The sequence below is a fragment of the Streptomyces sp. NPDC006372 genome (assembly GCF_040612515.1).
Classification (GTDB): Bacteria; Actinomycetota; Actinomycetes; order Streptomycetales; family Streptomycetaceae; genus Streptomyces.
In genome coordinates this window covers 96,876-108,167 of record NZ_JBEXQJ010000033.1, presented here as the reverse complement: position 1 = coordinate 108,167, position 11,292 = coordinate 96,876, and the positions used below count along the sequence as shown (strand labels likewise).

Genomic DNA, 11,292 nt, shown 5'->3' with positions numbered 1-11,292 from the left:
TTTGGCACGCTGTTGAGTTCTCAAGGAACGGTCGCTTCCTTTGTACTCACCCGAGAGACTCTCTCGCGGCTTTCCTCCGGGCGCTTCCCTTCGGTCTTGCGTTTCCGACTCTAGCAGACCTTTTCTCGGCCCGATTCCCTGTCGGCGGGTTTGCCGTGAGGCTTTGGCTTTCGCTCGTCGGCCTTTCGACATTCACTACGTTAACCGATTCGCCGTCCAACTCATAATCGAGTCCGTTGACGCCGAATTCAGGCATGCGGGCACGCCGAATTCGCCCCTGCTGAGGGGGATGTAGCTAGGTAGTGGGTTGGCCGCTTCCGGCTGCTGGCGAATGCCGTACCCGGGTCAAGCGGCTCGGGCTACATTACGCACCTCGGGAGGGCACGTCAACTTCGTCGGCGCCTCGGGACGTGGGCTCGATAGGGGCTCACCGTCGGGTCGTTGGCGGTCCAGAAGCGCCAGGGGTGCGCGGCTCCCTCGCCGCCCACACCGGTGCGGGGGCCGGTGAGTACCTGGTCGGAGGGCACGGGGGTCCCGCTCAGCATGCGGAGAGGGGTCTCCTGCGAGGTGCACGCGTCCGTGCCGTCGAGGGAGCGGTCCACGCCCAGGGCGGTGGCCAGACGGGCCGGGCCTTTGGCCAGTTCCTTGTCGTTGCGGGCCGAGAGTCGACGGGTGCGGGCCAGTTCGGCGCCCTCGATGATCTCGCCCGCGCGGAGCAGGACCGCACTCGCCTTGCCCTCGGGGCCGCACACGAGGTTCATGCAGAACCACATGCCGTAGGTGAAGTAGACGTAGACGTGCCCGGGTGGACCGAACATCACGCTGTTGCGGGCCGTGCGGCCGCGATACGCGTGGGAGCCGGGGTCGTTCTCTCCGTCGTAGGCCTCGACCTCCGTGAGGCGGAGGGCGATCGGACCGTCCGGGGTGGTGCGGACCAGGATGCGGCCCAGGAGGTCAGGGGCGACATCGAGGACGGGCCGGTCGAAGAACTCCCTGGGCAGGGGCGTACGGTCGGGGGTCGCGATCATGCCGTCCGAGGGTACTAAAGACGGGTGGCGCGGCGGGGTGGCAGGCGGGCACGGGCCTTGCCAGGGTGAGCACATGGAACCGGCCACGGCCGGATCGCGTTTGTAGTGATCAGGGATCCACCCGTAGTGGGCGAGAGGGAGAGACATGGCGTTCAAGAAGCTGCTCGCGAGCCTGGGGGCCGGCGGGGCTTCGGTCGAGACGGTGCTGCACGAGGTCAACGTCGTGCCGGGCGGTGTCGTCCAGGGTGAGGTGCGGATCCAGGGTGGGTCCGTGAACCAGCAGATCGAGGGGCTCTCGGTCGGGCTGCAGGCCAAGGTCGAGGTGGAGAGCGGCGACCAGGAGTACAAGCAGGACATCGAGTTCACGAAGTCGCGGCTGGGCGGGGCGTTCGAGCTGCAGGCGGGCGCGGTGCACGCGGTGCAGTTCGGGCTGGAGATCCCGTGGGAGACGCCGATCACGATGATCGACGGGCAGGCGCTGCGCGGGATGAACATCGGGGTGTCCACGGAGCTGGAGATCGCGCGCGCGGTGGACTCCGGTGACCTGGACCCGGTCAACGTGCACCCGCTGCCGGCGCAGAAGGCGATCCTGGACGCGTTCATCCAGTTGGGCTTCCGGTTCAAGAACGCGGACATGGAGCGGGGTGTGATCCGGGGTACGCGGCAGCGGCTGCCGTTCTACCAGGAGATCGAGTTCTACCCGCCGCAGCAGTACCGGGGCCTGAACCAGGTCGAGCTGAGCTTCGTGGCCGACGAGCACGCCATGGACGTGGTGCTGGAGATGGACAAGAAGCCGGGGCTGTTCAGCGAGGGCAGTGACACCTTCCGTTCGTTCCAGGTGGGACTGAACGACTACCACGGGACCGACTGGACCGGGTACCTCAACCAGTGGCTGTCCGAGGTCGGCAGCAAGCGCAACTGGTTCTAGGCTCGGAGGCGACTGCAAGAACCGATCAGGAGGTACCGAGGTGACCGAGCTCAAGCGGCGGCCGCTCCCCCACGACTTCCATCCGCCCGTGCCGTCGTTCACGGTGACGAGCAAGGACATCGAGGAGGGGGCGACGCTCCAGGACGCTCAGGTCCACGCGGCCGGCAACACCTCGCCGCAGCTGCGGTGGGACGGCTTCCCGCCCGAGACCAAGAGCTTCGCCGTGACCTGCTACGACCCCGACGCTCCGACGGGCAGCGGGTTCTGGCACTGGGTGGTGTTCGACATTCCGGCTTCGGTGACCGAGCTGCCCGCGGGTGCGGGCAGCGGCGGTTTTGAAGGGCTGCCGGAGGGGGCGATCCACGCCCGGAACGACTTCGGCAGCAAGGACTTCGGTGGCGCCGCGCCGCCGCCCGGGGACGGACCGCACCGGTACGTGTTCACGGTGTATGCCGTGGACCAGGAGAAGCTCGGTCCGGACTCGGACGCCAGTCCGGCCGCCGTGGGCTTCAACCTGCGGTTCCACACCCTCGGGCGGGCTCAGCTCATCGGTGAGTACGAGGTGCCCGCCGAAGCCTGATCCCCGCTGCTGCGCATTCTCGGCGTTCACGCAACGTTTGCCCGCTCCTGGTCTTGGAATTGATCAGGAGCGGGCATTTTTGTTGCCGGGGGTCATGGGGGTCACCCCCCGTGGGAGCAGCAGATATTGCGTTGTCCATCTCGGCGTGCCCGGCCAGAGTTGATCCCAGCCCGCCAGGGGGTGGGCCGGTGCACACGGGAGGTGGGCTGGTATGCGGGACACGCTGGTACTCAACGCGAGCTTCGAGCCGCTGTCGACGGTGACGCTGAACCGAGCCGTCGTTCTGGTGCTTCAGGACAAGGCCGTCGTCGAGCAGGCCCACCCCGAACTGCGGATGCGGGGAGCCGCGGTCGACATACCCGCGCCGCGGGTGATCAGGCTCTGCCAGTACGTACGGGTGCCGTTCCGAAGACGAGCGCCGTGGTCGAGGCGGGGTGTGCTGGTCAGGGACCGGCATCGGTGCGCGTACTGCGGGAGGCGGGCGACGACCGTGGACCACGTGGTGCCGCGGTCGCAGGGTGGGCAGGACACGTGGCTGAACACGGTGGCCTCCTGTGCGGAGGACAATCACCGGAAGGCGAACCGGACTCCTGTCGAGGCGGGTATGCCGCTGCTCCGGGAGCCGTTCGAGCCGACGCCGGCCGATGCGATGTTGCTGGCGCTGGGGCAGGACGACCTTGCTGCTCTGCCGGATTGGCTGGTGCTGGATGCTGCGTGACCAGTCTCCGTGGGGCGTTGGGTAGTTCCTCGGCTGCCGGTTGAGTGTGGTTGTTCGCGCAGTTCCCCGCGCCCCTGAGAAAGACAGGGGGGTGCGGGGAACTTGCTTTGTGGGTGCTGTCAGTCGATGGACGGCTTCTCGCGGCGTTCCTGGGCGGGAACCGTGGTGCCGGGGGTGCCTCCGTTGCCGCCGGAACCGCCGCCGATGCCTCCGAAGTTGCCCATCGCCCCGGAAAGGCCCTTGAGGGCGTCGCCGATCTCGCTGGGGACGATCCAGAGCTTGTTGGCGTCGCCCTCGGCGATCTTCGGGAGCATCTGGAGGTACTGGTAGGAGAGGAGCTTCTGGTCCGGGTCACCGGCGTGGATGGCCTCGAAGACCGTACGGACGGCCTGGGCCTCGCCCTCGGCGCGCAGGGCGGCCGCCTTGGCCTCACCTTCGGCGCGCAGGATCTGGGACTGCTTCTCACCTTCGGCGCGCAGGATCTCGGACTGCCGGACACCTTCGGCCTGGAGGATCGCGGCGCGCTTGTCGCGGTCGGCGCGCATCTGCTTCTCCATCGAGTCCTGGATGGAGGTGGGCGGCTCGATCGCCTTGAGTTCGACGCGGTTGACGCGGATGCCCCACTTGCCGGTGGCCTCGTCGAGGACGCCGCGCAGGGCCGCGTTGATCTCCTCGCGGGAGGTCAGGGTCCGCTCGAGGTCCATGCCGCCGATGATGTTGCGGAGCGTGGTGACGGTGAGCTGCTCGATCGCCTGGATGTAGCTGGCGACTTCGTAGGTGGCGGCGCGGGCGTCGGTCACCTGGTAGTAGATGACCGTGTCGATGTTGACGACCAGGTTGTCCTGGGTGATCACCGGCTGCGGCGGGAAGGGCACGACCTGTTCACGCAGGTCGATGCGGTTGCGGATGGTGTCGATGAACGGAACGACGATGTTGAGGCCCGCGTTGAGTGTCCGCGTGTAGCGGCCGAAGCGCTCGACGATGGCCGCGCTGGCCTGTGGGATGACTTGGATCGTCTTGATCAGGGCGATGAAGACCAACACCACCAGGATGATCAGGACGATGATGACCGGTTCCATCGTCGTTCCCCGTACCTCTCTCCGCCTCGGCGCCTTCGGCAGATCTTATGGTTGTCGAAGATCTTGCTGGTCGAGTCTGACAGACCGTCGCGTACCTCGCGAGAGGTTCTCTTCAGTTACGTCGTGCGAGGTCACATGATGATCGCGGTGGCTCCCTCGATGTCCACGACATCCACTTCCTGGCCTACTTCGTAAGCACGGCCGGTGTCGAGGGCGCGGGCCGACCAGACTTCTCCGGCCAGCTTGATCCGGCCACCGGAGGCGTCGACGCGTTCCAGGACGACGGCTTGTCTGCCCTTCAACGCATCGACGCCGGTGGCGAGTTGGGGACGCTGGGCACGATGCCGGTTCGCGATGGGCCGTACGACCGCGATGCCGGCGGTCGAGACGACGGCGAAGACGACGACCTGGGCGACGGCTTCGCCGCCGAAGACGCCCGTGACCAGCGCCGCGGCGATCGCACCCACCGCGAGCATGCCGAGTTCGGGCATCGCGGTGACCACGAGCGCGATGCCGAGCGCCGTCGCGCCGATCAGCCACCACAGCCATGCGTCGATTTCCACGTGGTCATGGTAGGTCCGCGGGCCCTGTCGCCGACAGGGCGCCCGACGTGTGAAATGCCGTTCTCACCCTGGAATTTGCGGGGCGCGGGAGCCTGGTCAGGACATGGAGAGGCCCTGGGCGGTCCAGCGCTCGCCCACCTGTTCGACGACGAGCGGGAGGCCGAAGCAGAGGGAGAGGTTGCGGGAGGTGAGTTCGAGCTCCAGCGGGCCGGCGGCGAGGACCTTGCCCTGGCGGATCATGAGGACGTGTGTGAAGCCCGGCGGGATCTCCTCGACGTGGTGGGTCACCATGAGCATCGAGGGGGCGATCGGGTCGCGGGCGAGGCGGCCGAGGCGGCGGACGAGGTCCTCGCGGCCACCGAGGTCGAGGCCGGCGGCGGGCTCGTCGAGGAGCAGCAGCTCGGGGTCGGTCATCAGGGCGCGGGCGATGAGGGTGCGCTTGCGCTCGCCCTCGGAGAGCGTGCCGAACCTGCGCTCCAGGTACTCGCTCATGCCGAGGCGGTCGAGGAAGGCACGGGCGCGCTGCTCGTCGATCTCCTCGTAGTCCTCGTGCCAGGTGGCGGTCATGCCGTACGCGGCGGTCAGCACGGTCTCCAGGACCGTCTGGCGCCTGGGGAGCTTCTCGGTCATGGCGATGCCGGCCATGCCGATGCGCGGACGCAGCTCGAAGACGTCGGTGCCGGGCTTGCCGAGGGTCTCGCCGAGGATGGCGGTGGTGCCCGAGCTGGGGTAGAGGTACGTGGAAGCGAGGTTGAGGAGGGTGGTCTTGCCCGCGCCGTTCGGGCCGAGGATGACCCAGCGCTCGCCCTCCTTGACCGACCAGGAGACCTGGTCCACCAGAGCCCGGCCCTCGCGGACCACGGATACGTCCTGAAGCTCCAGAACATCGCTCATGAGCGCGTTGTCTCCCCTTGCAGTGTGGCCGGTCTCGGCTGTTGCGTACGCCTGTGGCTCGGTCCGCCGCGCCTGTGGGCGCAGCCCTCCATGAAATCTACGCCACCGGTCGTACCGGGCGTTCCCTCGGTCCGGTCCTTGGAGGGTCCTAGGGTGTGGGCATGCTCTCGGAACCGCGCGCTGGACGCCTTGCAGCTTGGGGAAATGCCCTTTTGGCCGGACTTGTCTCACCGGACGACGCCGTGCTCGCCATCGTCGGCGAGGACGCGGTGCATCGGGTGGAGGGGCTGCCCGGGGAGCCGGCGCCGGTCGGGCTGACGCTTGCGCTGGGGCGGCTGCGGACGCTCGGGGTGACCGGGCTGCGGGTCGCGCTGCCCGCGCCGGGGCATCCGCTGGGGCTGAGCGGGCCGCCGGAGTTCAATGCGCGGGCGCTGGACGCCGAGGAGGCGGTGGTCTGTTACGGGGCCGCGTTCGGGCTGGTGCCGGAGGTGTACGAGGCCGGGCCCGACGGTGATGTGCATGTCGAGGTGGTGTGGCATGTGCTGGGTGTCCGGGAGGCGCCGCCTGCGGATGTGCCGTCGCTGGGTGAGGCGGAGCGGGAGCTCGCGGAGGCCCTCCGGGAGGCGACCGAGGTGCTGACGCGGCTGGATGTGGCCGGGTCGGGGCCGGTGGCGGAGGCGGCGGTCGACGCGTATCGGGCGCGGGCCGAGCGGGGGCGGGAGGTGCTGGCTCCGGGGTATCCGTCGCGGGCGGTGCGGGTGCTGGAGTTGGCGCAGCGGGTGGGGGTGCTCATCGCTGTGGCGACGGAGCGTGGGCACGGGGGTGCGGTGAGTTCGTCGGAGATCTTTGCGCGGAGGGAGGCGTTGCGGGGGGTGGAGCGGACGGCTCGGCGGGCGCAGGTGGCTGCGTACAACTCCGTTGTGGAGGAGCGGGAGCGGGGGGTGCGGTGACTGTCGGTCGTGCTGGTACTCGGGGTTGGTGCTGAGGCGGGATGTCGCGCAGCCCGGCGTGGCGGGGTGCCTCCCCCAAGCTCTCGGCTTCGCTCGAGCAGGGGGGACCCCCATCGCCCACCCGTGCCGCCCCAGCGGCACGACTGCCCGCAGGCTCAGCAGAACGGCCTCCCGGGTGGGCCGGGAGGCCGGTGGTCACCTCCGGCTCGGAGACGGAGGGGGCGTCAGTGGTTGACGGCCAGGTTGCCGAACGCGGGGTTCAGGACGCCGATGACGTTCACGCTGTTGCCGGACACGTTGACCGGGACGTGGACCGGGGCCTGAACGAGGTTGCCCGAGACGACACCCGGGGAGCCCACGGCCTTGCCGTCGGCGTGCGCGCTGGTGGCGGAGGCCATGCCCGCGCCCGCGGCCAGCAGGCCACCGGTCACCATCGTCACGGCCGCGGCCTTCTTCAGGTTCTTCACTTCTGAGCCCTCCTTGCGATTGCCGCGGCAGGCGCCGCAGCACGCACTGGAGAACGGCGGAGATCCCTTGAGGATGCGCCATCCGGGGGACATTCCCACGACGGTATGAATCTCTGCCTGGAATGGAACCTTCCGTGTGGCCGCGGGGGTGCGTGTCAGCCGGTCACGCCATGGCGAACGGCCCACAGGGCCGCCTGTGTCCGGTCGGACAGGTCGAGTTTCATCAGGATGTTCGAGACGTGCGTCTTGACGGTCTTCTCGGAGAGGACGAGCGCGCGGGCGATCTCCCGGTTGGAGCGGCCGTCCGCTATCAGGCCGAGCACCTCCCGTTCCCGGTCCGTGAGTGAACCGGCTCTGGCCGGCCCCGAGTTGGCCTCCTCCTGGGACAGCAGGGCACCGGCGACCTCCGGCTGCAGGAGGATGTGCCCGGCGTGGACCGAGCGGATGGCCCCGGCCAGGGCGTCGGGGTCCACGTCCTTGTAGACGTATCCGGCGGCGCCGGCCCGCAGGGCGGGGACCACCGTGCGCTGCTCGGTGAAGCTGGTGACGACCAGTACGCGCGCGGGGTTGTCCAGTTCGCGGAGTCTGCGCAGGGCGTCGACCCCGTCCATGCCCGGCATCTTGACGTCCATGAGGATGACGTCGGGCTTCAGCTCCTCCGCCCGGTCGACCCCTTCGGCGCCGTCGGCCGCCTCGCCGACGACCTCGATGTCGTCCTGCACTTCGAGGAACGTGCGCAGACCCCGGCGGACCACTTGGTGGTCGTCGACGAGCAGCACCTTGATCGGCTCAGCCACCGGGCACCTCCATCTCGATCGTGGTGCCCTTGCCGGGCGCCGATTCCACGGTCAGCGTGCCGCCGGCCCCGTTCGTCCGGTCCCGCATGGAGACCAGGCCCAAGTGGCGTCCCGCGCGGCGGACCGCGCTCGGGTCGAAGCCGCTGCCGTCGTCCGTGACGCGCAGGACGGCTCCGACGCCGCGGCGGTCCAGGGTCACGTCCACGTGGTCGGCACCGGAGTGGCGCAGGGCGTTGTGCAGGGCTTCCTGGGCGACGCGCAGGACGGCCTCCTCCTGGGAGGCGGGCAGGGCCTTCACACCACGGCCGGCGAAGGTCACGCGAGCGGAGTGGGCGCGATCGAGGACCTGGATCTGGGTGCGCAGGGTGGCGACGAGGCCGTCCTCGTCGAGGGCGGCCGGGCGCAACTCGACGACGGCCGCACGCAGTTCGTCGGCGGCCTCGGCGGCGAGCGCGGCCACCTGGTGCAACTCGCCCTTGGCGCGGGCCGGGTCGCGGTCGATCAGGGCGGCGGCCGCCTGGGCCGTGAGGCGCAGGGAGAAGAGCTTCTGGCTGACCGCGTCGTGCAGTTCGTGGGCGAGGCGGGAGCGCTCCTCGGCGATCGTGAGTTCACGGCTGCGTTCGTAGAGGCGGGCGTTGGTGAGGGCGATCGCCGCGTGCTGGGCGAGGATGCCGAGCAGTTCCTCGTCGTCCTCGGTGAATCCGCAGCCGCCTTCGGGCCTCTCGCAGTTCTTGTTGGCCAGGAAGAGCGCGCCGATGACCTCGTCGCCGTCGCGGATCGGCAGGCCCAGGAAGTCGACCAGGTCGGGGTGGGCCTTCGGCCAGCCCTCGAAGCGGGGATCCTTGCGGACGTCGGCGAGGCGCTCGGCCCTGGCCTCGTGCAGCATCGCGGCGAGGATGCCGTGCTGGCGCGGGAGGGGGCCGATGGCCTTCCACTGTTCCTCGCTGACCCCGTCGACCACGAACTGGGCGAAGCCGCCGTGGTCGTCCGGCACACCGAGCGCGGCGTACTGCGCGTCGAGCAGCTCGCGGGCCGAGGCGACGATCGTCTTGAGGACGTCGCGCACCTCGAGATGTCTGCTCATGGCCAGCAACGCGGAACTCACCGCGGCGAGGCCGGACCGGGGACGGTGGCTCATGTCCTCACGGTACCGGCGGGCTGTGACGGTGCGGATCGGGCCGGTGGCCGCGGGTGCCCGGTCCGGTGGGCCTAGGTCGCGGGGCCGAGGCGGCCGGGCGGTGGGGCGTAGGACCAGGGGCGCCGGGCCCGTGGCGTAGGGCGAAGGGACCCGGTGGGTTGCGGCCCGCGTCCGAGGCGGTCCGGGCGGCCCCGTTCCTACGTTGTGGGCACACGATCACGACGAGGGAGCCGATCATGCCGGTTGCGATCATCACGGGGGCCTCGAAGGGGCTGGGGCGGGCGCTCGCGCAGGCCCTGGCGGGGCGGGGCTGGGACCTGGTGCTCGATGCCAGAGGTGCGCGGGCCCTGGAGGGCGCGGCCGAGGCCGTTTCCGCGTACGGCACGCACGTGACCGCCCTGCCCGGGGACGTCACGGACGCCGGGCACCGGGCGGAGCTGGTGGCGGCGGCGTGGCGGCTGGGCGGCGTCGACCTGCTGGTGCACAACGCGAGCGCGCTGGGCGCCGAGCCGCTGGTGCGGCTGGAGGAGCTGTCCCTGGAGGGGCTGCGGCGGGCGCTCGAGGTGAACCTGGTGGCGGGGCTGGGGCTGGTCCAGGAGGCGCTCCCGCTGCTGCGGGCTTCCCGGGCGGGAAGCGTCGTCGCGGTCAGTTCGGACGCGGCGGCGGAGGCGTACGAGACCTGGGGCGGCTACGGGGCGTCCAAGGCGGCGCTGGACCACCTGGTTGCGGTACTGGCGGTGGAGGAGCCGGGGCTGCGGGTCTGGGCGGTGGATCCGGGGGACATGGCCACGGACCTGTACGCGGCGGCCGTACCGGACGATGACGATCCGCGGCCGGAGCCGGCCACGGTGGTGCCGGGGTTCCTGCGGCTGCTGGACGAGCGGCCGGCCAGCGGACGGTACGGCGCTCAGGCCCTGGTGGACGGGGCGCGATGACGCCGGCCGTGCGGGTTCCGGAGGAGCTGTCGGCCCGGGTGCCGGTGGAGCAGCGGGGGCCGGGGCTGGACCGGGACGCCGTACGGATGCTGGTGTCGCGGGGTGCCGAGGTGGCGCATCACACGTTCACGGAGCTGCCGCGGTTGTTGCGGGCGGGGGATCTGCTCGTGGTCAACACCTCGGCCACGCTGGCGGCTGCCGTGGACGGGCGGGCCGGGAACGCGCGTGTGGTGGTGCATTTCTCCACGCGTGGGGACGACGGCCGCTGGGCGGTGGAGCTGCGGGAGCCCGACGGCCGGGGCACCACGCGCGCGCGTGCGGGTGGGCCCGCGGGTACGGAGGTGTCTCTCCCTGGGGGCGTGCGGCTGGTGCTGGAGGAGCCGCTGAGCGGGCGGAGCGAGCGGCTGTGGTGGGCGCGGGTCGCAGGGCCCGGTGTGCTGGGGCTGCTGCGGGAGCACGGGCGGCCGATTCGCTACGCCTACACGGAGCGGGACCAGCCGTTGTCCGTCTACCAGACGGTCTTCGCGCTGCCGTCCGCCGACGGGGCGGGCAGTGCGGAGATGCCGAGTGCGGCGCGGCCCTTCACCGCGCGGCTGGTGGCGGAGCTGGTGAGCAGAGGGGTGCAGTTCGCGCCTGTCACGCTGCACACGGGGGTGGCTTCGGCGGAGGCGCACGAGCCGCCGTATCCGGAGCGTTTCGCGGTGCCCGGGGCCTCGGCGCGGCTGATCAACGCGGCGAAGGGCGGTGGCGGCCGGGTCGTGGCGGTCGGGACGACGGCGGTGCGGGCGGTGGAGTCGGCGGCGGGTGCCGACGGGGTGGTGCGGCCGCGCGCGGGGTGGACCGGCCTGGTGGTGACGCCGGAGCGCGGGGTGCGTGTGGTGGACGGGTTGCTGACCGGGCTGCACGAGCCGGAGGCCTCGCATCTGCTGATGCTGGAGGCGGTCGCGGGGCGGGTGGCCATCGAGCGGGGGTACGAGGCGGCGCTGCAAGGCCGCTACCTGTGGCACGAGTTCGGGGACGTGCACCTCGTACTGCGCTGAAAAGGCCTCACACAGAGCATCGCTTGTGCAACCAGCAGTGAGACCGGACTCCGTCCGATGTGAGCCCTCGCATAGGACCCACGTCACGTACGAAAGGACGTAGGAGACAAAGTCGACCTTTTGAGCGGCGCAGACGGTCCAGTCTGCCCCGATTTGCCCCTCCCTGATCCACTAT

The 11,292-nt window shown here is 70.4% G+C and carries 13 protein-coding genes; 6 read left to right on the top strand and 7 right to left on the bottom strand.

What is annotated here, in order from left to right:
• Positions 1-386: 386 nt before the first annotated feature.
• The gene (locus tag ABZ016_RS34430) at positions 387-1,028 is read right to left on the bottom strand and encodes a DNA-3-methyladenine glycosylase (protein ID WP_356920632.1); all 642 of its coding nucleotides are present in this window, start codon (positions 1,026-1,028) and stop codon (positions 387-389) included.
• A 145-nt stretch (positions 1,029-1,173) separates the two neighbouring features.
• Between ABZ016_RS34430 and ABZ016_RS34425 the strand changes: the two genes are divergently transcribed.
• The 3 genes from ABZ016_RS34425 (at position 1,174) to ABZ016_RS34415 (ending at position 3,254) form a co-directional block, all read left to right on the top strand.
• Positions 1,174-1,956 carry a sporulation protein gene (locus tag ABZ016_RS34425; RefSeq protein ID WP_356920631.1) on the top strand — a complete coding sequence of 261 codons (783 nt, stop codon included), beginning with the start codon at positions 1,174-1,176 and terminating at the stop codon, positions 1,954-1,956.
• A 40-nt stretch (positions 1,957-1,996) separates the two neighbouring features.
• Complete coding sequence (locus ABZ016_RS34420) at positions 1,997-2,536, top strand: YbhB/YbcL family Raf kinase inhibitor-like protein (protein WP_356920630.1); 540 nt, start codon at positions 1,997-1,999, stop codon at positions 2,534-2,536.
• Positions 2,537-2,747: 211 nt separating this feature from the next.
• Entirely contained in the window at positions 2,748-3,254 is a 507-nt protein-coding gene (locus ABZ016_RS34415) for an HNH endonuclease (protein ID WP_356920629.1), read from the top strand.
• Between the two features lie 119 nt (positions 3,255-3,373).
• On the opposite strand, the gene ABZ016_RS34410 is transcribed toward ABZ016_RS34415, so the two are convergent.
• The 3 genes from ABZ016_RS34410 to ABZ016_RS34400 form a co-directional block, all read right to left on the bottom strand.
• Positions 3,374-4,333 carry an SPFH domain-containing protein gene (locus ABZ016_RS34410; RefSeq protein WP_356920628.1) on the bottom strand — a complete coding sequence of 320 codons (960 nt, stop codon included), beginning with the start codon at positions 4,331-4,333 and terminating at the stop codon, positions 3,374-3,376.
• Positions 4,334-4,464: 131 nt separating this feature from the next.
• On the bottom strand, positions 4,465-4,896 hold the full coding sequence (locus ABZ016_RS34405; RefSeq protein WP_356920627.1) for an NfeD family protein: 432 nt from the start codon (positions 4,894-4,896) through the stop codon (positions 4,465-4,467).
• 96 nt (positions 4,897-4,992) lie between these two features.
• A complete protein-coding gene (locus ABZ016_RS34400; protein ID WP_356920626.1) occupies positions 4,993-5,790 on the bottom strand; it encodes an ABC transporter ATP-binding protein in 798 nt (265 codons plus the stop codon).
• Positions 5,791-5,951: 161 nt separating this feature from the next.
• Here ABZ016_RS34400 and ABZ016_RS34395 point away from each other — a divergent pair, with 161 nt between their 5' ends.
• Positions 5,952-6,740, top strand: a complete 789-nt coding sequence (locus ABZ016_RS34395) for a hypothetical protein (protein ID WP_356920625.1) — start codon at positions 5,952-5,954, stop codon at positions 6,738-6,740.
• A 224-nt stretch (positions 6,741-6,964) separates the two neighbouring features.
• Here the strand turns inward: ABZ016_RS34395 and chpE are convergent, their stop codons facing one another.
• The 3 genes from chpE to ABZ016_RS34380 all read right to left on the bottom strand — a co-directional run bounded on the left by chpE (position 6,965) and on the right by ABZ016_RS34380 (position 9,142).
• The gene (gene chpE, locus ABZ016_RS34390) at positions 6,965-7,207 is read right to left on the bottom strand and encodes a chaplin ChpE (RefSeq protein ID WP_356920624.1); all 243 of its coding nucleotides are present in this window, start codon (positions 7,205-7,207) and stop codon (positions 6,965-6,967) included.
• Positions 7,208-7,362: 155 nt separating this feature from the next.
• Positions 7,363-8,004 (bottom strand): response regulator transcription factor, encoded by a 642-nt coding sequence (locus ABZ016_RS34385; protein ID WP_356920623.1) that lies wholly within the window; start codon positions 8,002-8,004, stop codon positions 7,363-7,365.
• Positions 7,997-9,142 carry a GAF domain-containing sensor histidine kinase gene (locus ABZ016_RS34380; RefSeq protein WP_356920622.1) on the bottom strand — a complete coding sequence of 382 codons (1,146 nt, stop codon included), beginning with the start codon at positions 9,140-9,142 and terminating at the stop codon, positions 7,997-7,999. Before ABZ016_RS34380 ends, ABZ016_RS34385 begins: the two co-directional genes overlap by 8 nt.
• Before the next feature lie 236 nt (positions 9,143-9,378).
• Between ABZ016_RS34380 and ABZ016_RS34375 the strand changes: the two genes are divergently transcribed.
• Together ABZ016_RS34375 and ABZ016_RS34370 are read left to right on the top strand one after the other, a co-directional pair.
• The gene (locus tag ABZ016_RS34375; RefSeq protein WP_356920621.1) at positions 9,379-10,077 is read left to right on the top strand and encodes an SDR family oxidoreductase; all 699 of its coding nucleotides are present in this window, start codon (positions 9,379-9,381) and stop codon (positions 10,075-10,077) included.
• Positions 10,074-11,117 carry an S-adenosylmethionine:tRNA ribosyltransferase-isomerase gene (locus tag ABZ016_RS34370; protein ID WP_356920620.1) on the top strand — a complete coding sequence of 348 codons (1,044 nt, stop codon included), beginning with the start codon at positions 10,074-10,076 and terminating at the stop codon, positions 11,115-11,117. Before ABZ016_RS34375 ends, ABZ016_RS34370 begins: the two co-directional genes overlap by 4 nt.
• Positions 11,118-11,292 lie beyond the last annotated feature (175 nt).